General features: G+C 39.9%; 22 protein-coding genes. 10 read left to right on the top strand and 12 right to left on the bottom strand.

Annotated elements, in window-relative coordinates; translation table 11 throughout:
* Positions 1 to 234 precede the first annotated feature (234 nt).
* Entirely contained in the window at positions 235 to 660 is a 426-nt protein-coding gene (locus GGQ60_RS21455; protein WP_183768206.1) for a hypothetical protein, read from the bottom strand.
* Positions 661 to 861: 201 nt separating this feature from the next.
* Here GGQ60_RS21455 and GGQ60_RS21450 point away from each other — a divergent pair, with 201 nt between their 5' ends.
* From GGQ60_RS21450 to GGQ60_RS21410, 9 genes are all read left to right on the top strand, one after another.
* Positions 862 to 1,740, top strand: a complete 879-nt coding sequence (locus GGQ60_RS21450; RefSeq protein WP_025145075.1) for a cell division protein FtsX — start codon at positions 862 to 864, stop codon at positions 1,738 to 1,740.
* Complete coding sequence (locus GGQ60_RS21445; RefSeq protein ID WP_183768204.1) at positions 1,740 to 1,967, top strand: DUF3098 domain-containing protein; 228 nt, start codon at positions 1,740 to 1,742, stop codon at positions 1,965 to 1,967. Before GGQ60_RS21450 ends, GGQ60_RS21445 begins: the two co-directional genes overlap by 1 nt.
* Positions 1,968 to 2,046: 79 nt before the next feature.
* A complete protein-coding gene (locus tag GGQ60_RS21440; RefSeq protein ID WP_183768202.1) occupies positions 2,047 to 2,841 on the top strand; it encodes an undecaprenyl-diphosphate phosphatase in 795 nt (264 codons plus the stop codon).
* A 123-nt stretch (positions 2,842 to 2,964) separates the two neighbouring features.
* A complete protein-coding gene (gene truB / locus GGQ60_RS21435) occupies positions 2,965 to 3,696 on the top strand; it encodes a tRNA pseudouridine(55) synthase TruB (RefSeq protein WP_183768200.1) in 732 nt (243 codons plus the stop codon).
* Positions 3,693 to 4,553: a YitT family protein gene (locus GGQ60_RS21430; protein WP_183768198.1), complete on the top strand. Its 861-nt coding sequence runs from the start codon at positions 3,693 to 3,695 to the stop codon at positions 4,551 to 4,553. Before truB ends, GGQ60_RS21430 begins: the two co-directional genes overlap by 4 nt.
* Positions 4,554 to 4,565: 12 nt before the next feature.
* Entirely contained in the window at positions 4,566 to 5,552 is a 987-nt protein-coding gene (locus GGQ60_RS21425; protein ID WP_183768196.1) for a bifunctional riboflavin kinase/FAD synthetase, read from the top strand.
* Between the two features lie 579 nt (positions 5,553 to 6,131).
* Positions 6,132 to 8,345, top strand: a complete 2,214-nt coding sequence (locus GGQ60_RS21420) for a cation:proton antiporter domain-containing protein (protein WP_183768194.1) — start codon at positions 6,132 to 6,134, stop codon at positions 8,343 to 8,345.
* Positions 8,346 to 8,483: 138 nt separating this feature from the next.
* Positions 8,484 to 9,518 (top strand): DUF2157 domain-containing protein, encoded by a 1,035-nt coding sequence (locus GGQ60_RS21415; RefSeq protein WP_183768192.1) that lies wholly within the window; start codon positions 8,484 to 8,486, stop codon positions 9,516 to 9,518.
* A 235-nt stretch (positions 9,519 to 9,753) separates the two neighbouring features.
* Positions 9,754 to 10,176 carry a secondary thiamine-phosphate synthase enzyme YjbQ gene (locus GGQ60_RS21410; protein WP_183768190.1) on the top strand — a complete coding sequence of 141 codons (423 nt, stop codon included), beginning with the start codon at positions 9,754 to 9,756 and terminating at the stop codon, positions 10,174 to 10,176.
* A 1-nt stretch (position 10,177) separates the two neighbouring features.
* On the opposite strand, the gene GGQ60_RS21405 is transcribed toward GGQ60_RS21410, so the two are convergent.
* The 4 genes from GGQ60_RS21405 to GGQ60_RS21390 all read right to left on the bottom strand — a co-directional run bounded on the left by GGQ60_RS21405 (position 10,178) and on the right by GGQ60_RS21390 (position 13,546).
* Entirely contained in the window at positions 10,178 to 11,146 is a 969-nt protein-coding gene (locus GGQ60_RS21405) for a YihY/virulence factor BrkB family protein (protein ID WP_183768188.1), read from the bottom strand.
* A 132-nt stretch (positions 11,147 to 11,278) separates the two neighbouring features.
* Positions 11,279 to 12,598, bottom strand: coding sequence for an alpha/beta hydrolase (locus GGQ60_RS21400; RefSeq protein ID WP_183768186.1), 1,320 nt, complete (start codon positions 12,596 to 12,598; stop codon positions 11,279 to 11,281).
* A 155-nt stretch (positions 12,599 to 12,753) separates the two neighbouring features.
* Entirely contained in the window at positions 12,754 to 13,131 is a 378-nt protein-coding gene (locus GGQ60_RS21395) for a DoxX family protein (protein ID WP_183768184.1), read from the bottom strand.
* 1 nt (position 13,132) lies between these two features.
* Positions 13,133 to 13,546, bottom strand: a complete 414-nt coding sequence (locus GGQ60_RS21390) for a VOC family protein (protein WP_183768182.1) — start codon at positions 13,544 to 13,546, stop codon at positions 13,133 to 13,135.
* 165 nt (positions 13,547 to 13,711) lie between these two features.
* Here GGQ60_RS21390 and GGQ60_RS21385 point away from each other — a divergent pair, with 165 nt between their 5' ends.
* The gene (locus GGQ60_RS21385; protein WP_183768180.1) at positions 13,712 to 14,698 is read left to right on the top strand and encodes a GlxA family transcriptional regulator; all 987 of its coding nucleotides are present in this window, start codon (positions 13,712 to 13,714) and stop codon (positions 14,696 to 14,698) included.
* A 431-nt stretch (positions 14,699 to 15,129) separates the two neighbouring features.
* Here the strand turns inward: GGQ60_RS21385 and GGQ60_RS21380 are convergent, their stop codons facing one another.
* The 7 genes from GGQ60_RS21380 to GGQ60_RS21350 form a co-directional block, all read right to left on the bottom strand.
* Positions 15,130 to 15,519 (bottom strand): LiaF transmembrane domain-containing protein, encoded by a 390-nt coding sequence (locus GGQ60_RS21380; protein ID WP_183768178.1) that lies wholly within the window; start codon positions 15,517 to 15,519, stop codon positions 15,130 to 15,132.
* A 306-nt stretch (positions 15,520 to 15,825) separates the two neighbouring features.
* A complete protein-coding gene (rpiA, locus tag GGQ60_RS21375; RefSeq protein WP_183768176.1) occupies positions 15,826 to 16,515 on the bottom strand; it encodes a ribose-5-phosphate isomerase RpiA in 690 nt (229 codons plus the stop codon).
* 332 nt (positions 16,516 to 16,847) lie between these two features.
* Entirely contained in the window at positions 16,848 to 18,803 is a 1,956-nt protein-coding gene (locus GGQ60_RS21370) for a c-type cytochrome (protein ID WP_183768174.1), read from the bottom strand.
* 11 nt (positions 18,804 to 18,814) lie between these two features.
* The gene (locus GGQ60_RS21365; RefSeq protein ID WP_183768172.1) at positions 18,815 to 20,224 is read right to left on the bottom strand and encodes a 3-keto-disaccharide hydrolase; all 1,410 of its coding nucleotides are present in this window, start codon (positions 20,222 to 20,224) and stop codon (positions 18,815 to 18,817) included.
* A 95-nt stretch (positions 20,225 to 20,319) separates the two neighbouring features.
* Positions 20,320 to 22,608: a GH92 family glycosyl hydrolase gene (locus GGQ60_RS21360; RefSeq protein WP_183768170.1), complete on the bottom strand. Its 2,289-nt coding sequence runs from the start codon at positions 22,606 to 22,608 to the stop codon at positions 20,320 to 20,322.
* 41 nt (positions 22,609 to 22,649) lie between these two features.
* The gene (locus GGQ60_RS21355) at positions 22,650 to 23,321 is read right to left on the bottom strand and encodes a basic secretory protein-like protein (RefSeq protein WP_183768169.1); all 672 of its coding nucleotides are present in this window, start codon (positions 23,319 to 23,321) and stop codon (positions 22,650 to 22,652) included.
* Positions 23,322 to 23,465: 144 nt separating this feature from the next.
* Entirely contained in the window at positions 23,466 to 24,443 is a 978-nt protein-coding gene (locus GGQ60_RS21350; RefSeq protein WP_183768167.1) for a basic secretory protein-like protein, read from the bottom strand.
* Between the last annotated feature and the right edge of the window lie 42 nt (positions 24,444 to 24,485).

Here is a 24,485-nt window from a genome sequence, read left to right as displayed (position 1 = left end):
ACGGGTGGTCCTGTTTTCCACTGCAGATAGCTGCCCAATAGCGGCCACCTAAACCCGGCCGGAGCGGGATGCCGGTATTTTTCAACCGGCAGAAGCGGGGGCGGGACGGCATTAACCTAAGTCTTCCTGCAACTGCTTTCCAAACTAAAAAGATATGGACCTGATCAATTATTTAAAAAAAACGCCATTGATTTCTAATCAATGGCGCATTCAAATAATGGGCTGATCGGCATATTATCTCGACAGGTAATAAACCTTTTTTATCCTGTTGTTAATGGTAGCTGTAAACTGAAATTGATTCCCGCTCAAACTGTTAACCACACAAAAATTGTTGCCATCGTTCAATTCCATGGTAAACTGATCGGAATAAATAATCTGGTAAGTACCGATAGTCTTGTTTCCTGAAAGGCTTATTTCTACCTGATCGTCGTTGTTCGATTTGTAATCAACATAATCACTGGTTTTACCATACGTTACGTCCCCATTAATTTTGGTAGGGTCTTTTAAAGTCTCATCGGCCGTATAACCTGTTGTTACAATCCTGTTTAAAGTCCAACGTCCCATCATTTGGGCCTTTAAAGAAGTGGTGTCTTTTTTACAGGAAATGACCGTACTTGCAACGATTAATAGTATAGCCATTAAGGTAAGTTGTTTTTTCATAGTTTAATTTTAGTCTTAAGTTTTATGATTAACGGCATTTTAACAAATTTCGTACCGTATTTTTACAAAACGATGAATTAATGAAAAGAATTTGAGCGCTAAACTAAAACTTAAACCTATCCGTTAATGTTGATTTAAGGCTTTTTAAATTGGTGTTTATCGGGTATAATTTATATTTTCGCAGAAACAAAAATGAAATACATGGAAGAGTTCGAAGTAAGTGATGCATCTAAGAAAACCAAAACCGTTTATATCTCCACCATCATCAGTATTGCATTGGTTTTATTAATGCTCGGGTTACTTGGGTTGGTACTGGTACATGCCAAAAATCTGTCTAACTATGTTAAAGAGAACATTGTTTTAAACATTATTGTTGATGAAGGCGCAAAAGAAGCAGATGTACTGGCTTTTCAGAAAGAGTTAAATACAAACCCTGCTGTAAAGCAGACCCAATATGTAAACAAAGAGCTTGCCGCAAGAAACTTAACACAGGATTTAGGCGAAGATTTTGTCAACTTTCTGGGTTACAACCCCCTAACTTCAACCTTTGATGTATACCTGAAAGCAGAATATGCCAACAATAAAAGCATCGACGCATTAAAAGCCAGTATTTCTAAAAACCCGGTTGTAAAAGAAGTAGTGTACCAGAGTTCTTTAATTGATATGGTAAACAAGAACATCAACACCATCGGCTTAATTATTTTTGCTTTTGCTGTATTGCTTTTAATCATATCTATCGCACTGATTAACAACACCATAAGGTTAGCGATTTATTCGCAGCGTTTTTTAATTAAAAGTATGCAATTGGTTGGTGCAACGAAAAATTTTATTCGACGTCCTTTCTTACTGTATGCGGCTTTGCATGGCTTAATTGCTGCATTTATCGCCATTATTATTTTATTGGCAACATTGATTTATGCCCGCAAAGAAGTACCGGAAATTATTATTTTAAATAACTACCAGGAATTTGGCTTTGTATTTATAGGCCTTTTGATTGTGGGTATTTTTATAACAGGTATTAGTACATGGTTTGCGGTAAGCAGGTATTTACGTTTAAAATCTTATCATCTTTATAGATAATGGCAGAAAAAAAAACAGGTCCGGTTGTTAAGGACGTTAAAAGCGAATTGGTTTTTACCAAAAAAAACTATCAGTTATTGTTGATCAGCATTGCAATTGTTGCACTAGGCTTTATCCTGATGATGGGCACAACAGGTAATATTTACGATTTCAGAAGAACTTTATTGGCTCCGATGGTAGTATTGGCAGGTTTTGCTTTTGGCATTTATGCCGTCTTAAAAAAATAATTTTATTATAAGCATTACATTTAAAACGTTTAATCTGAATTAGATTAAGCGTTTAAATATTTCCTTTCTTCCTCAAAATATGAACGCTTTTGAAGCCATTGTCCTTGCCATAGTTGAAGGATTAACTGAATTTTTACCTGTATCGAGCACTGGCCACATGATCATTGCCTCGTCGTTTATGGGCATTGCATCAGAACCATTTGTAAAGTTATTTACTATCGCCATACAGTTGGGGGCTATCCTTTCGGTCTTAGTATTGTATTTTAAAAGATTCTTTAAATCAATCAACTTTTACATCAAACTATTGGTTGCTTTTATCCCTGCAGCAGTTTTTGGCTTGTTATTAAGCAAAAAAATCGATGAACTTTTAGAAAGCCCATTGGCAGTTGGTATTTCTCTTTTAGTAGGTGGTATAATTTTGTTATTTGTTGATAAATGGTTTAATAAACCTGAGGTCGACAATGAAGAAAATGTGAGTTATTTAACAGCTTTAAAAATTGGTTTTTTCCAGTGTATTGCGATGATCCCCGGCGTTTCACGCTCAGGAGCAACCATTGTAGGTGGTATGAGCCAAAAATTAAGCAGAAAAGTGGCTGCCGAGTTTTCATTTTTCCTGGCTGTACCGACCATGTTTGCTGCAACCGCCAAGAAACTGTACGATTTTTACAAAGAAGGAAATATCATCACCCACGAGCAAACCAACCTGCTGATTATTGGGAACGTAGTGGCATTTGTTGTGGCACTTTTGGCGATCAAAAGCTTTATTGGCTACTTAAACAAGCATGGGTTTAAAGTTTTTGGTTGGTACAGGATTGCTGCAGGTTTAATCATTATCACCCTGTTGCTGAGCGGACACAACTTACAGATTATATAATTCATGTAAATATTTTAACCACAGCTAAAAAGCCTGTCCAGCCGTTCAGGCGGGATGCACATCTGTGGTTAAAAAAACTTAGGCAAACAACATGGAATCCGTATCTTTGCGCAAAAAAGATTTGTGAGTACCGAAAATTCAAAATTCAAAGATTTCAATTTTGCTGAAGGCGAATTGCTTTTAATTAACAAACCCTACAAATGGACTTCATTTGATGTGGTGGGCAAAATCCGTAATTCTTTAAAACCACTAAAATTAAAGGTTGGCCATGCCGGCACTTTAGACCCCCTTGCCACAGGCCTGCTAATTATCTGTACCGGCAAACTAACCAAACAGATCGACACTTTTCAGGCCGAAGAGAAAGAATATACCGGCACCATGATTTTAGGGGCTACTACCCCATCATTCGATATGGAAACAGAGGTTGATGAAACATTTGATATCAGCAACATTACCGAAGAAGAAATTTATGCCGCCTGTAAACCCTTTATTGGCGATATTGAACAATATCCACCGGCACACTCGGCAGTAAAAATAAATGGCGAACGTTTATACGTAAAAGCAAGATTAGGGGAAGAGGTTGAGTTACGCAAGCGTTTTGTAAGCGTTCCTGAATTTGAAATCACCCGTATCGCACTACCCGAAGTTGATTTTAGGGTGGTATGCAGTAAAGGCACCTATATCCGTTCTTTAATATCCGATTTTGGTAAACAGCTTAACAATGGTGCTTATCTTTCTAAACTTACCCGTACCCGGAGCGGAAACTTTTTGCTAAAAGATGCGTTTGAGGTACTAGAACTTGTTAGTTATATTCGTAATAAGAAAGAAGAAGCTAAAACTCAGGCAGAAGTATGAACCACATTAAAAACAAAGGCACCAGGTTTGCAAAAGAAATTTTCCTGATTATTGCAGGGGTAACTTCAGCCTGTTTCGGCCTAAAAAGCTTTTTAATGCCAAGTCATTTTATAGACGGCGGGGTTACCGGTATTTCTCTTTTGGTAAGCACCCTAACCGGCTGGAATTTATCGTACCTGATTGCCATCATCAACATTCCTTTCGTTATTTTAGGTTATAGGCAGATTGGCAAAGGCTTTGCCCTTAAAACGGCTATTGCCATTGCTGCGCTCTCATTGGCTTTAATTATTCTGCCTTTTCAACCCATTACACACGATAAATTGCTTATTGCTTTTTTTGGCGGTTTGTTTTTAGGCGGAGGAATTGGATTGGCCATGCGGGGTGGATGTGTAATTGATGGAACAGAAGTTTTAGCCCTTTACATCAGCAAAAACAGCATATTAACCGTTGGGAACATTATCCTGATCTTAAATATCATTATTTTTGCATTTGCAGCTTATTTCCTGAATATCGAAACAGCGCTTTATGCCATCTTAACCTACCTGTCAGCATCAAGTACCATTGATTTCATTGTAAACGGTATTGAACAATATACCGGCGTTACCATCATCTCCGAACATCAGGAAGAGATCAAAAACTTTATTATCAACGAGATGAAACGTGGTGTTACCCTTTATAAAGGTGAGGGTGGTTACGGGGAAAAAAAAGATATCGATATTATTTTCACCGTTGTGACCAAACTGGAAATGAGTAAATTACAAACCGCCATCCGCCAGATTGATGCGGATGCATTTGTAATACAACAACAAATTGCCGATTTAAAAGGTGGAGTTGTAAAACGCCACGCGTTACACTAATTTATTATCCCATTGAAGATATACCATAACCTTTCCGAATTTAAAAAATTAGCTAATGCCATTGTTACGATTGGCACTTTTGATGGTGTGCATTTCGGACATCAAAAAATCATTAAACAACTGGTAGAAAAGGCAAAAGCCGATAATGGTGAAAGTGTAATCTTAACCTTTTTCCCGCACCCCAGGATGATTATTGATCCTGAAAACCAGGATTTAAAAATGATCAACACCATTAATGAAAAAGCAGAGATTTTAAAAAGCTTGGGTGTGGATCACTTGATTATCACTCCTTTTACCCGCGATTTCTCTAACCAGTTACCGGAAGATTATATCAAAAATACCCTGGTCGACAATATTGGCACCAAACACATTATCATTGGATATGATCACCGTTTTGGTAAAGACCGTTCTGGCAATTTAGCTATTTTAAAAGCTGCTGGCGAACATTTCGGCTTTACTGTAGAAGAAATTATGGAACAGGATATCCACGATGTGGCAGTAAGCTCCACCAAGATCCGCCAGGCACTTTTGGTGGGCGATGTAAGCTTGGCCAACGATTACCTGGGCTATCCTTTTTCTATTTTCGGCAGGGTAATTAAAGGCGACAAAATTGGCCGTACCATCGGTTTCCCTACAGCCAATATCTTTGTAGAAGAAACCTATAAACTCATCCCCGGCGATGGTATTTATGCAGTTACCGTAGAAATGGAGTCCGAAGTCCGAAGTCCGGAGTCCGAAGTCCTAAACCCTAAACCCTCAACCTTAAACCTCCAGCCTTACAAAGGTATGGCCTATATCGGACAACGACCAACCATTAACGGAATGACGAGAAATATTGAGGTTAATATTTTCGATTTTAACCAGGAAATCTATGGCCAGGATATTAAAATGAATTTCTTAAAATTCTTGCGACATGATGTAAAATTTACCGGGTTAGAGGCATTAACGGTTCAATTACAAAAAGATAAGGAAGCTACTTTAGCTTTTTTTAATGGGTAAAATTATTTGAATGTATCCTTGGCGACTTTTTTACGAATGCTAAGTTAAGAAAGGATTCAGCTTCATTTTAATCCATATTTACCTTTCAAAAAAGCCTTATTTTCGTTATATTAGCGGCAATGAGGCTTTTTTACATCATCTTCTTCCTATCCATCACTATAAATTTTGCGGGTACCGCATCGCAGGGAAAAAGAAATGATGTACAATCTAAAAACACTCAAATAAGTTTCCTTACGGGTAAAAAAAGCATCAGGCAGAATTCCGGTTTCAACCAGGATAAGGAAAGCCTTCAAAAAGATTTTATTAATAGTCCTGGTGTAAAAATATCTTCCAGCTCTTTTGTACTCATCACTTTTTTGCTGTTTCTTTTTTTCAAGAACAAAACCATCGATAAAGTTGTAATCAAAAGGTTAAAACATAATTATTGGTGTTCGTTTAAGATGCTGTATCCAAAACATTTTTTTTGGTAAATACTTTCTGTTTCACCACTTCGAATGTGGGTTTTTTAATAAAAATAAAATACCAGGTATTAAATTATACCAGGACATAAATTATTTAAAAATCATTACCCTTATATAAATGCATTTACCTGATTTAATAGCCGATTTAGGATTAATTCTTGCAGCTGCAGGAATAACCACACTCATATTTAAGAAAATTAAACAGCCTTTGGTTTTGGGCTACATATTGGCTGGCCTGCTGGTTGGCTCACATTTAGATTTTTTTCCGTCTGTTACCGATACCAAGAGTATAAACATTTGGGGCGAAATTGGCGTAATTTTCCTTTTATTCAGCCTGGGTTTAGAATTTAGCTTCAAAAAACTGGTTAAAGTGGGGGGCTCAGCTTCTATCACCGCGATTGTAAAAGTTTTATTTATCATTTTGGCGGGTTACCTTGTTGGTAAAGGCATGGGCTGGAAGGATATGGACAGCCTGTTTTTAGGCGGAATACTGTCTATTTCTTCGACTATGATTACCATTAAAGCCTTTGAAGAACTAGGATTAAAACATAAAAAGTTTGCCGGGCTGGTTTTCGGTGTCTTAATTGTAGAAGACCTGGTTGCCATCTTGTTATTGGTATTATTCTCTACCCTGGCGGTAAGCCAGCAATCGGCAGGGACAGAAATGCTGTATTCTATATTAAAACTGGCCTTCTTCCTGGTACTTTGGTTTTTAGGCGGAATATTCCTGGTGCCTTCATTTCTTAAAGCAACCAAAAAGCTAATGAACGACGAAACCATGTTAGTGGTATCTTTAGCATTATGTTTGGTGATGGTATTACTGGCGGATAAGGTTGGTTTCTCCCCTGCGCTGGGTGCGTTTATAATGGGTTCAATTTTAGCCGAAACTACACAGGCAGAAAGAATAGAACACTTAACCAAATCGGTAAAGGATTTATTCGCTGCTGTATTTTTTGTTTCTGTAGGGATGCTGATTGATCCTTCTATGCTGGTTAAATATGCTGTTCCCATTTTAGTAGCTACCGTGGTTATTATCTTCGGAAAAATCATCTTTACCATTTTAGGTGCATTATTGTCCGGTCAGCCTTTAAAAACTTCGGTGCAATCGGGTATGAGTTTGGCCCAGATTGGTGAGTTTTCGTTCATCATTGCTTCATTGGGTTTAACGTTAAAAGTGACCAGCGATTTTCTATATCCCATTGCTGTAGCTGCCGCAGCCATAACAACTTTTACCACACCTTATCTCATTAAACTTTCTGAACCATTTTACGAGTTTTTAAAACGTGTTTTACCCAAAAAGTGGCTGGATGGAATCGAGCGGTATAGTTCGAGCACCGAAGGGATTACAACTTTAAGCGATTGGAGAATTTTATTGCGTTCATACATTTTTAATACCATTATCCATTCGGTAATCATCATTGCCATTATCTTTTTGGCTTATCGGTACATTCAACCGTTTATCGTGAGCAATATTGCCAATAGTTTAACTTCCATTATCATCAGTGTGGTGGTATCTTTTATATTAATGTCGCCATTTTTATGGGCATTATCTATCCGGAGAATTCAGCGCACTGCGTATTCGCACCTTTGGCTGAATAAAAAGTATACACGTGGTCCGCTGATTGCTATCGAAGTTTTCAGGATTGCCCTGGGAATTTTTTTCGTAGGTTTTTTGATGTACGAATTTTTCGATACCTGGGTGGCAGCCGTAATTGCCCTTGTATTGATTATCCTGGGAATGATCATCTTTTCGAGAAAACTCCAATCGTTTTACGATAAACTCGAAAGGCGCTTCATGTTGAACTTAAATGCACGGGAGAACCAAAAACCCGATATTTTACCCTGGGATACCCACTTAACCGAACTTACCGTCTCCCCGGAATCGGAAGTGGTTGGAAAAACACTCAGCGAGTTAATGATCAGGGAAAAATATGGGGTAAACATTGCACTGATTGAGCGGGGAAGAAATAACATTCCAACACCAGGAAGAGATGAGCGGCTGTATCCTAACGATAAATTGTTATTAATTGGTGCCGATGATCAACTGGCAGCCGTTAAAGCCCTTTTAGAAGTGGATACTCCGGAGACAGCCGAAGAGAGCAATTTTCCAAACAAGGAAATGACCTTACAGAAAGTGGTTGTTCATGCCGAATCTCCGGTTTATGGGCTGAGTATTAGAAATGCAGGAATCCGCGAAAAGGCCCAGGCATTGATTGTGGGTATTGAACGCGGTACCGATCGTATCCTGAATCCTTCATCCGATTTTGTTTTCGATACAGGTGATGTAATTTGGATTGTTGGAAACAATAAGAAGGTTAAGGAGGTTATTTAGCTATAATTGTCATTGCGAGAAGGCTTTTCCTGCCGGCGAAGCAATCTTAAAGCAATAGCTGTTGGCGTTTACCCTCTAAGATTGCTTCCTACCTCGCAATGACGATCAATTTTTATATCTTCGTGTAGAACCCAAGCTATGAAAGTCGATAGAGAAAAGAGTGAGTTTCTGGATGATATGATTGAGCAATGGCAAAGCGATGGCTTAATTACCGAAGAAACCGGCGATAAGCTCCGTAAAAGTTATGAGGCCAAAAATTTCGACTGGTTACGCCTGGCTCAGTATGCTTTTTGGGTAGCCTTAGCCTGTGGTTTTATTGCACTCGGCTCTTTATTGATCGATAATTCGATATTAAATTACCTTAAAAGGGTTTATAATACGCCAAATATCGTAATCGCTATTGTTTCGGGTGGTTTGGCTGCATGGCTTTATATTCTCGGCTTCAGACGTAAAAAGAAACTGCCGCATCTCAAATTCAGCAACGAAGCCATTGTTTTCTCGGCCATTTTGCTTACTGCAAATGCCATTGCCTATTTTGGTAAGGTACTGGATAACGGATCGGGCAATTTTTCCATCCTCATCCTGATTTCTGTTTTTATTTATGGCAGCCTGGGATACCTGTTCAACTCCAGGCTGATCTGGATTTTTGCCTTAATCTCACTGGGGGCCTGGTTTGGAACCGAAACCGGCTACCTTAGTCGCTGGAATTATTACTTTCTCGGGATGAATTACCCCCTTCGCTTTGTGATTTTTGGGGCTGTTTTAACTGCCTTATCTTTCCTGATGAAAGCCATTCCAAAAACACAACATTTTTTCCAGGTAACCTACATCGCCGGGATGGTGTATCTGTTTGTATCGTTATGGGCCCTGTCGGTATTTGGAAACTTTGCCAGTCTCGATGAATGGTATAAAGTGAGGCAATTGAGCTTATTTTACTGGGCTTTAATTTCCGCAGCCATTTGTGTAGCCAGTACGCTGTTCGGTTTAAAATACCGCGATGATATTGCCCGCGAATTTGGTATCACCTTTTTGTTTATCAACCTCTATACCCGCTACTTTGAGTACTTTTGGGATAGCTGGCACAAAGCCCTGTTTTTTTCTGTGCTGGCCGCTTCTTTTTGGCTTATTGGAAGAAAGGCAGAAAAGATATGGAATGTAGAGTTTTTGAAATAAACATTAAGGTTGATTTGAATAATACGTATGACAGACAGGTCTTTCGATCGGCTACAATTGACAGATCCTGGAGAGGGCTGTCGCCCATATTGATTTTTATACAATAATTATCTCTCGGGATGACAATTAATTCAGTTCAGGATAAGATCTTGTTTTTAAAAAATTTAACCTTATTTCATGAATCTGAAAGCATATTCCGATACAGTGTTTCGGAAATTTAAACGAGTTAAAATCTATGAAAATATACCAGCAAGCATTAACCCTTAGAGAAAGAAGAAGGGGTTTCCATATCATTACCGGTGAGATTGAAGAGGCCTTACCGCAGCTTGATGAGATTAACACCGGTATCTGCCAGGTTTTTATCCAACACACTTCTGCCTCGCTAACCATTAACGAAAATGCTGATCCTACCGTTAGAATGGACTTTGAAATGTTCTTTAATAAAACCGTTAAAGAAAATGATCCGGATTACGAACACGATTATGAAGGATCAGACGATATGCCCGCACATTTAAAATCAGCAATTTTAGGGAGTTCAGTTACTATTCCAATCAGGAATGGCCGATTGGCTCTTGGTACCTGGCAAGGAATTTATCTTTGTGAACACCGCAACCGTGGCGGACAAAGAAGATTGATCATTACCGCCTGGGGCGAATAATTTATGCCTTTTTTGCCTCTTCTTTAATTTCAGGGTGATTATCCTGGATAGATTTACCTTCTGTTTCCACTTCAATCTCTTTCGTGGTAACCGCATAATGTGAAGGGTAAATCTCTGAGCCAAAAGCAACTGCATAAGCCTTGGTAAATTCGGCCCCAAAATATAAAATGATTGAAGAATAATAGGTCCAAAGGAGCACCACCACGAGTGATCCGGCGGCACCGTAAGTACCGCCAACATTGCTTTGGCCGATATAAACCGAAATGGCAAATTTACCGATCATAAAGAGCAATGCCGTTACAATTGCTCCGGCAATAACATCGCGCCACTTTATAATTGCATCGGGCAATACCTTAAATATTACCCCAAATATTAAAGAGATAACAGCAAGGGTAACCACCTGATTCATGATGTAAAATACAATTACCGACACCTCGGCAAACCTGACCTGCAAACGGTTGCTAAAAGCATCCAGTACCGAAGTTATGGCAAGTGAAACCAACAATACAAAGCCTAAACTGATGATCACAGAGAAAGACAGAAACCTGTTCTGCAGCATTTTTACCCAGCCCCTTTTGGGTTTTGGTTTTAAACCCCAGATCATATTGATAGAATCCTGAATATCTCCAAAAACAGTAGTAGCCCCAAGCAGCAGGGTAAAAATACCGATAATTAAAGCGATAGTGCTTTTTCCATCCAAATAAGCATTTTTAATCAGCTGTTGCAGAGAAGTTGCCGATTCTTTTCCTAAAAAGCTCTCCAGCTGTGCATAAACCTGGCCTTCAGCAATTTCGCGGCCTAAAAATATACCGCATAAAGAAATAATTACGACCAATAAAGGAGCCATAGAAAAAACGGTATAGTAAGCTAATGAGCCACTTAACTTGGTTACCTTATGATCGGTAAACCCTGCAAACGAAGCTTTTAAAATAGTCCAGATTCCTTTTAAAGTAATTTTATTCTTTGCCATAATAAACAGTTAAGATGAGATTCTCTAATTTAAACCCTGATTTTTTTGAATAGTTTTTATTCACCTGCAAAGCCATAAAAAAAGCCCCGGTATTTCGGAGCTTTTAATAGTCAGATTGTACCGGTAATGCGGCTATTTTGCTTTAATCCAAAGTACAAGATCGTTTATCAGAACATCAGATACGCTTGCTGCCGCCTGGTATTGGGCCATGGTTCCTTTTCCGCTTTGCGGACTTAACAAGTGATTTAAATCCGGGTAAAATTTAAGGGTTACATTTTTCTTCTTCCCCAAAGCCTCATTCCATAAATCGAAATCCGTTTTGCTTACCTGAAAATCATTTCCACCCTGTAAAACATATATACGCGGTTTCGACAGGCCTTTTGCGGTTGCCACCTGGTTATAGCTGTTTAAATCTGCCCAGTATTTTGCCGGCAGTCCTAAAATAATAGAATCGGGTTTTACCGTAGTTCCCAATTGGGAAATCCTGCTTTTATCAATTTCTATCATAGCGTCGGCCAATTGTTTTTTAAAGGCAGCAGTCGTATCGTTGGCCTGATCGAACATGTATTGATTCTGATCAACAATTACATCGGTTAATTTTCTGGCGGGTGCAGCTGCTAAAATAATTCCGGCCAGATCAGGCGAAAGTGTTGCCATTTTAGGCGCTAACATCCCACCCAGGCTATGCCCAAATACGAAAATATTTTTAGGGTCGGCACCTGCGGCCGTTCTGGCAACAGCAATAGCAGCACTGGCATCGTCCAAAACCTCTTCCTTTACCGTAAAGGGCCCCGCAAATTCATTCGGATAAATGAGCGTTCTTTTAACGTACCGAACAGATCCAATCCCTTTAGAAGCCAGTCCGCCGGCTAAATCTTTAAACGGTTTATTGGCCCCTACCGTTTCATCCATATCTGCCGGACCAGAACCGTGTACCAGAACAACCATCGGAAAATTTTTAATATTTTTTGGCGTGGTAATAACGGCTGCCACCTGTTTACCTGCCGGACCTATATATACCGATTTTTCTACATACAATGCCGTATCAACATACGGCGGTTTTAAATAGGTGGTTACTTTTTTGGAAGGTGCAAGGAAAATCCCTACAATCTTTTGCATTTTATTAAAGCCGAGGATAAAATTCTGATTACCGTTGGCAAATTTACCTTCAACGGTTACGGCAAAAAATTCGCCCTGGGCCTTACTCTGAATGGCATCAAAAGATTCGGCCTTACCATATTTTGCCCCTATATCGGTCCAAAGTTTTTTTAAATTTTCTTCTGTTAATTTGGTTTTTAAAGTATCGTCAAAAAAAGCATGTGCATCGGTAAATTTCTCTTCCTGTAATAGCTTAAAAAAATCATTTGCACCATTAAACAGCTGGATAACGTTTTGAGAAAATGCTGAAGTTGTAAATAATAAAGCAATTATGAATAAAAGGCTCTTTTTCATTCGTGTAACATTGTTTTTAGGGGTGATTAAACGGTTATGATTCCTGATCAACCTGAACCATAATCGTTTTAGGTAATTTGTCTGGTTGTTTTACAATACCCAAAGTTAACAATATTTGCTTCTCAAAAGCCTATAACAAAACTAATTATTTAGTTTTAACTCTTTTTAACATTTTCCTGCAGTTTTTTCCATAACACATAGGGAATAAACATAATAACCAAGGCCACAAGTGGTGGAATCAGGAGCGAAACCCCATCTCCTACAAATGCCCTTGAAACAAAGGCACCAATAAAATTGATGGCAAAACCTGCGTAAGCCCACTCTTTAATGACCGTATACTTATTCTGTAAAATGGATACTGCCCCAAGCAATTTTGCACTGCCTACAATAATGAGCAAATACATAGGATAACCGAGGTGTTTAAACACTTCTTTACCGGCTTCCTGTTGTGTTATTCCTCCAAAGCCATCCATAACCATCATCAAGGCGAAAATAATGGTCGTAATCCAGTACCAGGTTGTTAACTTCTTCATATTATCTGTTTTTATCATAATTAATTAACCAGTTATTCCCGAAACGATCGGTTAAATCGCCAAAAAATACCCCGCCAAAATTTTCCTGCAAAGGATGCGAGGCCCTGCCGCCCTCAGAAAGTTTATGGTAAAAAGCTTTTGCCTCTTCTTCAGAACTACAGTTAAGCATCATCGAAACGGAGTTTCCTTTTACAAGCCCTCTTTCTTCAACCATGTCAGTCCCCATGATAACCATTTCGTCCTTCGCTAAAACGGCGTGCATAATGCTCCTTCGTATAATATTTGGCATTTTTTCAGCGTGGGCTGACTCCCCTATGGTTTCCAGTGTCAGTTCTCCACCGAGGCAATCCCGGTAAAAGGTCATTGCTTCCCTGCAATTCCCATTAAAAGTGAGGTATGAATTTATGCTAGCCATTTGTCGCTATTTTTTGATGCCATACAGCAATCGGTTCCTTCATTATATATTTTGGCATCAAGCCCTTAACACTACAAACATACAGGGAGATTACAGTAAGTGGAACACGCAGAAACGACAATTGCGGGGGTTGTTTACGACAAAGAGCCTTGCTATATTTGAGATATGAAACATGTATCTATCTTAATCCCAGAGACTGCCGTGATCGAGGCCATTGCAGATCCACGTTATTTATTTACCGCTGTTAATGAATTTTTACAGGCATCGGGCAAATTGCCGCTTTTTAAAGTAGAGCTTGTAGCCATGACTAGAGAGGTAAAGCTGAACAATAATCTTTTCTCGGTACATGCCGATAAATTATTGCATGAAATTGAACATACCGATCTCATTTTTGTTCCGGCAATAAGTGGTAATGTAAACTACGCGATGGAGGCAAATCAGGAGCTGATCCCGTGGATGGTAAAACAGCATGCAAAAGGTGCCGAAGTAGCCTCACTTTGTTTAGGTGCATTTTTATTGGCCTCAACAGGTTTATTAAATGGCCGTAAATGTTCTACACACTGGTTGTTTGCCAATCAGTTCAGGGAAATGTTTCCTGATGTAGAACTGGTTGATGGCAGCATTATTACCGATGCACAGGGATTATATTCGAGCGGTGGTGCAAATTCATATTGGAACCTGCTTTTGTACCTGGTTGAAAAATATACGGATCGCGATACCGCAATTTTAGCAGCAAAATATTTCGCTATTGATATTGATCGCGAAAGTCAGCTGGCTTTCATGATGTTTCAGGGCCAGAAAGGCCATGAGGATGCAAAAATTAAAAAGGCTCAGGAATTTATTGATGGAAATTACCAGGAACGGATTACGGTAGATCAGCTGGCAGATATGCTCGCCCTGGGCCGGAGGAGTTTTGAACGCAGGTTTAAAAGTGCAACCAAAAATACGGTAATTGAGTACATACAAAGGGTTAAAATTGAAGCGGCAAAACGGAGTTTCGAATCGAGCAGAAAAAACATTACCGAAGTGATGTTCGATGTAGGCTATACCGATACCAAATCATTCAGGGATGTTTTCAAAAAAATTACCGGTTTAACGCCAATCGAATACCGCAATAAATACCATAAAGCGGCCCCCGTTTTACAGGTTTAGCAAAAAAAAATAAAAAAATTTAAACGCAACACAATATATTCCAATTACAGCGTTTATGTATGTGAGAGCGTTAATTTAGATGACGGGGATACTGCCTAAGGGTGGAATCCCCGTTTCTTTTTTGTGTTTGTCAACCTGGGCGCAATCGAAGGATTTCTTCAACAGATTTCTCCCTCGGGCTTCACTTCAGTAGAAATGATTAACTCAACACAATATATTTCAATTACAGCGTTTATGTATATGAGAGCGTTAATTTAGATGACGGGGATACTGCCTAAGGGTGGAATCCCCGTTTCTTTTTTAGCAGAGGGCAAGGTGCTTGGAGCAGCGCCTATGGCGATCAAATCTCTACGCCCTGCTGCTAAGCATAAAAAAGGGACACCTGTTAAAAAAATGTCCCTTTCCAAAATATATGATAGAGTTATAATTTTTTATTCTGCTTTGTTGCTAAAGTCAACAGGTTTCTTTTCAAAATATTGATCAAAGTTTTGAACCTTTTTAGGTTTCATGACCATATACAAACCTAAACCGATTAACACTAAAGGAATACTGATTCCCGATAGATTGAAATCAAAAATGCTGATTGATCTAAAGGTGAACAAACCACCTATAACGGTTAATGCCAGCCAGCCATTTCCCTGGAAATTTTTGCGGTAACCCATCCACAAACCTGCACCCAACATAATGGTATGCCATCTTAATATCCAGTGAGGAACGTCAACCCCAGTGTTTCTAAGTAAGTATACCGAACCGATTACCAGGATTAAAATGCCTAAACCTAATTGCTTATCAGCGTGATTTTTTTTGATGAAAGTTTCCATGACTGTTTGTTTTTATGATTCAAATGTAGCACAGAAATACAGGCAGGGGAATGCTTTTTCCTCCAGTTATGATATTTTATCGGTGAGTGAAATAAAACCACCGGTAAAAATTTTCGGAAAATTTAAGAAGAGATGATTTTATCGGTGAATGGAGTGGAAGCGGCTCAAAATTAGCGATAATCAATTTTTATTAGATTAATAACAATGAACATGGGATAAGATTGCTTCACGCCTACCCCCTCCCTGCCCTTCAGTTCACAATGACGGATTTGCTTATAAACCAACGAATTATTGAACCATTGCCAACTATTCAAATACAATGATTTCCATCCCCTCGCTCATCACTACTTTTGAGGTGAGGTTTATAAACAAACCATGCGCCAGTATACCATTAATCTGGTTGAGATCGGAAGACAGTTTCGCTGGGTTATCAATCAGGCCAAAATCAGCATCGATAATCACATTTCCATTATCGGTAATAAAGGTTTTATTTTCTTTTATCCTGAGTTTGCCTTGCCCACCTAATAAGGCGATCTGATCGAAAACATATTGGTAGGCCAATGGAATTACTTCAACAGGTACAGTAAAGGCGCCCAGCTTTTTTACCTTTTTCGAGGCATCAGCAATTACGATGGCGTTTTTACTTAGAGAAGCAATAATTTTCTCCCTGAAAAGTGCACCACCCCCACCTTTAATCAAGTCGAGCGATTCGGTAAATTCGTCGGCGCCGTCTATACTGATATCGATTTTGCTTAAAGTGCCCAAATCGAGGATTTCGATGCCTAATGATTTAGCCAGTTTTTCAGTAGCAACAGAACTGGCAGCAGCAGTAATATTTAAACCTTCCTGCACCCGCTTCCCCAACGCTCTAATGGCAAAAGTGGTAGTAGATCCTGTACCTAAGCCCACTACATCACCCTCTTTAACGTATTTTACAGCCGCCAGTGCCGCAGCCTGTTTTTCGGCATCCTGCTGGTTTTGATTGGTATTTTCCATAAAGTAAAAATAGGAGTTAAATGTTACACATGATGAAAACATTTATTTTGTTTCGGTTGGATACATACCAATGCGAAAAATGAAAAAAAATTTAAAGCTGACGCAATAAATCGTTTTTACAGCGTTAATGTATGTGAGAGCGTTAATTTAGATGATGGGGATTCTGCTATTGTGGAATCCTCATTTCTTTTTAAAAGGGATTGTATTATCATACTTATCTAAATAAATAACCTCCTTTTTATGTAGCAGATTCTGAAATAAATTCAGGATGGCGTACAAATCCATAAAAAAACGGCTGATGTTTCCATCAACCGTTCCTTTTATTAAGTTATTTATTTCAATGAATTAATCCAGCTGGCAATTTTATATGCTTCAGCTTTGGTTACCTGAGGCATTGGAGGCATCTCTGTTGAGTAACCTGGCCAGTTTTGCGGCTGGGGGTTGTGGATCAACTGAAATATTTTCTCAGGTGAATATTTACGCTTTGCAATTTCCGCAAATGGAGGACCAATTTGTCTTTTGGTCTGATTGTGGCAAGCCAGGCAAGTATTTTTAGTTAATAAACCTTCAACTTCTTTAAATGTTGGCGCTTTTGCAGGAGCCGTAACAGCCGCAGGCGCTTTGGTTGCTGCTGTTTTTGGAGCAGCAGTTTTAGTCGCTGTAGTTTTTTTAGCTGGTGCAGGTGCAGCCTGGCTGGCTTCTGAGTTTTTAGTACTCACTTCGCTCATGCTAAGCTTGGTTCCATCAGGAATCTGATTTAAGGTATAATAAGCTACCGGATGAATCAACGAATAGAAACCATCCTGCGAACGGATACCATCTAACGTTAAAGTATGGATGTAATATTGACGCAGGTTTTGAACGATAATTCTTGCTTTCAATCCATCAGCCGAAACTTTAACGCCTGAAATTTTTAATTTCTCGGTATTTACCGGTGGCGAACCATAAACCGGGTGGTATTTATAAATAAAACTTTCCGCATTATAAGAAGCTAAATCTTCTGCAGATTTACGATCTACCGGCATGGTAAATTCCACTTCGAAACCATCAGGCATTGCCCTGACCGCTTTCATCTCAAAAGGGGTTTTATTGTTGTAAACCAATCTTTCTAAGCCTTCATTGGCATCACCTGCTGATCCCCAGCCACGGTTGGTTTCTCCAACAAATAAAGAACCATCGGTACCCCACTCTAATCTTAACACACCTGAACGGAAACCTTTACGAAACAAGAAGGCAGCACCTTGCTCTTCACCTTTCACGGTTTCCATAAAAATTCTCGAAATGATACTCATACCCTGGTCGCCAACTAAAATCTGGCCGGCAAATGGCCCGAATGTATTCTCAGGAATTTTAACCGGCTCAGCAGAAGAAATACCTAAGATACCGTAAGGTAACCAAACCGATGGCAAACGTAATTCAGGGAATACCTTTTTCATATCGAACAAGGTTTTAAAGGTTTCATTAACCCTGTTTTCAGGCTTAATGTATCTTCCCTGCTCGTTTTTGGTTCTGCGTTCGTCTATTTGCGAATAAAAGAAATCAGACTGTAATTTAACCGGAGAGTTTGGCAGATTGGTCCACCTTAAACTTGCAGGATGTCCCATAAAATCGCCTTTGTTTACTTTCCATAAACCACCCGATCCTACCCAGTCGCCCTGGTTTTCGGTATAATAAAACTTACCGTCGATTTCGCCAATACCGGCAGGCGAACGGAAGCCCGCAGCATAAGGGCTCATTTTACCATCTTCGGTAATGTTCATGGCCCAACCCCGCATCGGCACCCGGCTTTCTGCACGCCACCATTCCTCATCGCCGAAGGCCACGTTTGCAGTAACCATAAAAGTACCATCAGGCATTAATTTAGGTCCGAAGCTATATTCGTGGTAGTGACCACTTAAAGGCCATGCATATACGGTTTCGTACACATCGGCCTTACCATCCTGGTCTTTATCAACCAGTTTGGTTAACTCGCCACGCTGTGCTACATAAATAGCACCATTTTTATAGGCAATACCCAAAATTTCGTGTAAGCCATAAGCAAATCTGCGCCAGTAAGGTTTGGTTGTGGTTGGGTTTTCTACGATAAATACTTCTCCCCTACGGGTAGAAAGGGCCAAATCGCTATTAGGTAAGGTTATTAACCCGCCAACCTCTAAAATAGGCCCTTCGGGTACGCGTACTTTATTTATTTTGAAAAAATCTTCTTCTTTAGGTGTTTCCTGTGCAAAAACTGTGGTAAAGCTAAAACTTAATGCCAGTATTGCTAATTTCTTACATGTATTTCTCATTACTATCACAATTAAAACAAAATGGTATAATTTAACTTACTTCCAATGGCCACCACCATTTCCTTCTTGCCATCCACATCCCTGATTACCGGTTTGGCCGTGCCATCAGCCAGCTGGATATAATAAGATTTATCATCAACCAGGTATAAACCTTTCGATACTTCTTCGATATCTGAAGCAGTAGCTAAAAGGAAATACAGCTCTTTTGAAGCATTGCCGACAGTAATTTCTCTGGTTAAACCTTCCCCGTTTTCCATCACTTTTACGGCATCGGTTACGGTAGTGCCATAAATATTGTATTTAAATGTTGGTCTTTCCTGTTTATCGAGTACATATCCTTTTGTGCGGAAACCTGTACCTGCCGTATCAGTTACCCATTTATCCTGTGCATTTGCCAGTTTCGAAATGGCTAAAACCGGCTTTTTGGTAAAACGGGTTACACTACCCAATGCGCGCGAGGTACCGTTACCGCGGCCATCCCACATGGGTGTTGCATCAATGAAATCACCATGCCAGCCTTGCAATAAGGTTCCGTTATCCAAATCATAGCTATAGGCTGTTTTTTCTGGTCCACCTACTGAAATGGCATGTACCGAACGTACTCCCGGCAATACATCAACAAAACTTCTGATCATGTTGTTGCTGGCTGCTTCGATATAAATCGGATCTGCTCCTCCTCTTTGGTCTGACTTGGGAATATCGGATAGTGCGGTAACTACGATGTTTCTAAAAGCAACGCTACCATGGTCGCCTTGTAAACGCAATGGTCCGGTAGCTTTTTCGGCACCTGCAGCGCCACGGGTTGCACCAAACAATTCTACGTTCTCATGGATGGTTACGCCGTTAAGCACCACACTGATTACTTTAGCGTTTTGTGTTTTCTTGCCCAAAGCATCAAACTTAGGTGCCTGGAAAACAATTTTAATGTGCTGCCATAAACCAGGTGCTTTACTTGCGTTCTGTCGTGGTGCTACACCGCCAAAACCTTTTTCGGCTTCGGGTTTGGTATCATCCCAGCGTTGGTAAATGCCACCGTTATTAGAGGAGGTTGCATTTCTTAATCCCCAGGCATCATCAATCTGGATTTCGTAATTACCTTGCAGGTAAATACCAGAGTTTGCACCTTTAGAAGTTAAATAATCAAGTTCTACTGCTACGTTACCATATTCGTTTACGGTAAACAAATCAGATCCGGCTTTTTTAGCCGAAGACTGGTTAACCAGGATCCCTTCGCCTTTCGTTGCTTTTAAAACATTTTCACCGTTTAAATCGGCTACGACATTTCCGGCCAGCGACCACGAATTTCCGGGGTTCCGGAAAGCAGACAGGTCTTTTAATTCAATGCGCTGACTGTAGGCCAGCATGGTTCCACAAAGCCAGAGCATGGCTGTAAAACCCGTCTTTGAGACGTTTCTTATCATATTTGGTTTCATGTTGTGCCCGCCCTTGTGGGCAAGCTGTGTTTTAAAATTTCCATTGAGCAGGTTTTTACTACTCAGTGGAAAGATAAAATTAATTACTTTTCTGTTGATAATGAATATGGAAAATCGGCTGGATTTGAACCCCTTGTTTTATTTGGCGTTGCCGACATATTAAAGTTTAACACGGCACCTTTTTGCATACCACTATGGCTGATCCAGTTTTTAGAATATGGCTTACCATTAATCTGCAACGACTGTACGTAACGGTTGTTATCGCTGTTTGCAGGTGCATTGATCACTAGCTGCTTGCCATTTTCTAAAGTAACGGTTACTTTTTTAAACAAAGGTGCACCCAACACATATTGATCTGTAGCAGGGGTCACCGGATAAAAGCCCATTGCCGAAAACACATACCAGGCAGAAGTTTGGCCGTTATCTTCATCACCGCAATAACCGTCAGGCGTTGCTTTGTACATCCTGTTCAGGGTTTCGCGAACCCAATACTGGGTTTTGTAAGGTGCGCCACCATAGTTGTACAGGTAAATCATGTGCTGGATCGGCTGGTTTCCGTGTGCATATTGGCCCATGTTGGCAATTTGCATTTCTCGGATTTCGTGGATCACACCTCCATAAGCACTTTCATCAAATACCGGAGGCATAGAGAAAACCGAATCCAGTTTGGTTACAAATTTTTGGTGACCGCCCATTAGTTTAGCTAAACCATCAATATCCTGGAAAACCGACCAGGTATAGTGCCAGCTGTTACCTTCGGTAAATGCACCACCCCACTTAAACGGACTGAACGGGCTTTGGAAAGTTCCATCCTGGTTTTTACCACGCATTAAGCCCGAAGCCGGATCGAAAAGGTTTTTATAGTTCATTGCCCTTTTCTTGTAAATATCAATTTCAGATGCAGGTTTACCCAATGCTCTTCCCAACTGGTAAATGGTGAAATCATCATAAGCATACTCCAAGGTTTTAGCTGCATTTTCGTTCTTCTTAACATCAAAAGGTACATAACCCAATTCGTTGTAGTATTTAACGCCATCGCGGCCAACGGCTTCCATAGGGCCTTCGTTGTTGGCACCATGTTTTACTGCCTGCCACAAGGTTTCGATATCATAACCGCGCATACCTTTAATATAAGCATCAGAAACTACCGAAGCAGAGTTGTTACCTACCATGATATTGGCATAACCCGGACTGCTCCACTCAGGCAACCAGCCTCCTTCCTTATAGTCGTTAATTAAGCCTTGCTGCATTTCTTTATTGATTGAAGGATAAACCAGGTTTAAGAAAGGATACAATGCCCTGAAAGTATCCCAGAAACCTGTTCCGGCAAACATATACCCAGGCAATACTTGTCCATTATACGGGCTCCAGTGTACAATCTGGTTCTGTGCATCAATTTCGTACAATTTGTTCGGGAAGAACAAGGTGCGGTACATGGCCGAGTAAAAAGTACGCGTTTGATCGATGGTACCGCCTTCAACTGCAATTTTGCTTAAGGTTTTGTTCCAGATAGCACGACCTTTTGCTTTTGTAGCCTCGAAAGCATCATTGGCCAGCTCTCTTTTTAAGTTTAAATCGGCTTGCTCGAAACTGATAAATGAAGAAGCTACTTTTGCAATTACCTGCTCGCCTTTTTGAGTGGCAAAACCGATAACAGCACCCGCATGATCAACGGTAAGCTCTAAATCTTTATCGTTTAGTTTCTTATCATCCCAGGTTTTTGCCAATTTGAAATCTTTGTTAAAATAGATTACAAAATAGTTTTTGAAATTTTTAGGCAAGGGGCCACGAGCATACTTGGAAGTATAACCAATAATTTTTCTTTCGGCCGGAATAATTTTAATGTAAGAACCACGGTTCTGTGCATCAATTACCACATACGAACTATCGGTTTTTGGGAAGGTGAACCTGAACTGGGCAGCTCTTTCTGTTGGCGTAATTTCGGTGGTCACATCTGCATCTGCCAAATAAACGCTATAATAATAAGGTTTAGCAACCTCTGCTTTATGGCTGAACCAGCTTGCGCGGTCATCGTCAGTAAATTTTAATTTACCGGTAACAGGCATTAAAGAAAAAGCGCCATAATCGTTCATCCATGGCGACGGCTGGTGCGTTTGTTTAAACCCCCTGATTTTATCGGCATCGTAAGTATATGCCCATCCGTCGCCGTTTTTACCGGTTTGTGGCGTCCACATGTTCATTCCCCAGGGCAAACCAATGGCTGGATAGGTATTTCCGTTTGATAATGCCGGTTTGGATGCAGTTCCCATCAGCGGATTTATCCAATCAACCGGATCGGTAACCTTACCAATGGTTTGAGCGAAGCTGGTTGTTGCTGCAAACCCCAATAAGGCGATAAATAGTCGTTTCATCTGTTTTGTCTGTGTTTTTTATATGCGTGTGTAATTATTAGCTAAACTTGCGAATTTTTAACATAATCTGCCCAAAGTGCATCTAAATCTTTACCGGTTAGCTTAGTCCAGATTTCTTTGGTATAGGTATGGTCTCTTAAAGAAGCGTCAACAGCTTTAATGGTGCCTGGCTTTACGCTTTTCTCTATCCAGGCAAAAAATGCGGCCGTAATGCGGTAGCTGTTCTTATAGCTATGCTCAGGTTTTAATGCAGGCAGCGACCATTTTGCACCGGCATTATCAACACCAAATTTATAGCGGGCATAATCGGCTATCCCTTCGGTTAACCAACCCGGCCCGACGCTACGGCCATAATCCTGTACGATGTGCATTACCTCGTGGGTGACCACATCGATATCTTCCGGGTGTTTTACCATCCAAAGCGAGCTAAACGTCACTTTACCGTTAGCTGTTGCTGCAACACCTTTGTAAGCCGTATCAACAAAAAATTTCACTTCTTTTATGGTAGCCGGATTGTACTCTTTCGCCAGTTTGGGATAAACTTCGAAAAATGTTTTAACTAAACGCTTTTTCAGTTGTGGATCCAGTTCGGCAAAATTGCTTTCAAAAGATAAAGTATAGCCGCCTTTTTTGATAATTTCCTGTGCCTTTAGCTGTGCAGAAAAAGCCGAAATCAGCATTGCACAAATTGAAATGTTAAATATTTTTTTCATTTATCTGAGATTTATCGCTTTGGTTAGCACGTTTGGTTCTGCAAAATAGATATAATATGTAAAACGTTTTACTAAACGATCAAAAATTTTACTTATGTGATTATATTTTTTACAAATTCCTCTTCTTCTACCTGTTATTAAATTTTATTTACTGCTATAAGTAAGTGTTACTTTGTCTGCGGCTTTACCATAATCTTCCCAAAGCTGATCGATCGTTTTACCGGTTAAAGCCGACCACGATTGCTCGTTATATTGATGCGCCCTTAACTGCTGATCTAATGCAGCAATTAATCCTGGCTTTACATTTTGCTCTAACCAGGCGAAAAAACGTGCAGTAATGCGGTAACTGTTCTTATAACTTTGTTTCTCCTGATAAGCAGGCAGGCTCCATTTAGAACCTACGTTATCTACACCGTATTTGTAGCGCACATAATCGGCGATGCCTTCAGTTAACCAAACCGGACCGGCACTGTAGCCGTAACCTTGTACAATGTGCATGGTTTCGTGCGTTACTACATCAATATCCGTAGGATGTGCTTTCATATACCCTGCGCTGAAAAGAATCCTGTTTCCACTGGCTTCTGCAACCGCCTTGTATGCCGTGTCGACTACAAAAAGTACATCATGAGTAGATTTGGTGTTAAAGGTTTTAACCAAAGTAGGATAAATTTCGAAATAGGTTTTAATCAGGTTTTTTCTAACCACAGGATCTAAATTAGGGTCTTTGCTGATGAAAGTTAAGGTGTAGCCCTTGTGTTTTTCTTTGCTGTAAGAAACCCAGTTTTGAGCAAGTGCGGAAAACAATTCTTTTTCTATTTTCTTTTGCGATTTATTTTTTACCCATTCGCTGTTTACTTTGATTTCTCCGGCTTTAGCCTTAATGGTTGATGTTTCGTTAGTTACAAAATCAAGTACCACATTTCTTTTCGTACGGTAACCATCTGCCTGTGCAAAACCTGGATAAACGTTTAAAAAAGCAGCATTCAATTTGGCATCCATAATGGCATTTGCAGCACTATCTGGATCATTAATGGTTAGCTTATACCCTCTTTCCCTATTTTGTGCAGCAGCAGAAAATACCGAGCAGGATACCAATGCGAAGATTAAAAATTTCTTGATCATTTGTTTTATTTGTGTATTGATGATTAAAAAGAAAAGATTCAG

It is taken from the genome of Pedobacter zeae (genome assembly GCF_014196715.1).
GTDB classification, from domain to species: Bacteria; Bacteroidota; Bacteroidia; order Sphingobacteriales; family Sphingobacteriaceae; genus Pedobacter; species Pedobacter zeae.
This window is presented reverse-complemented; position numbering and strand designations above follow the sequence as displayed.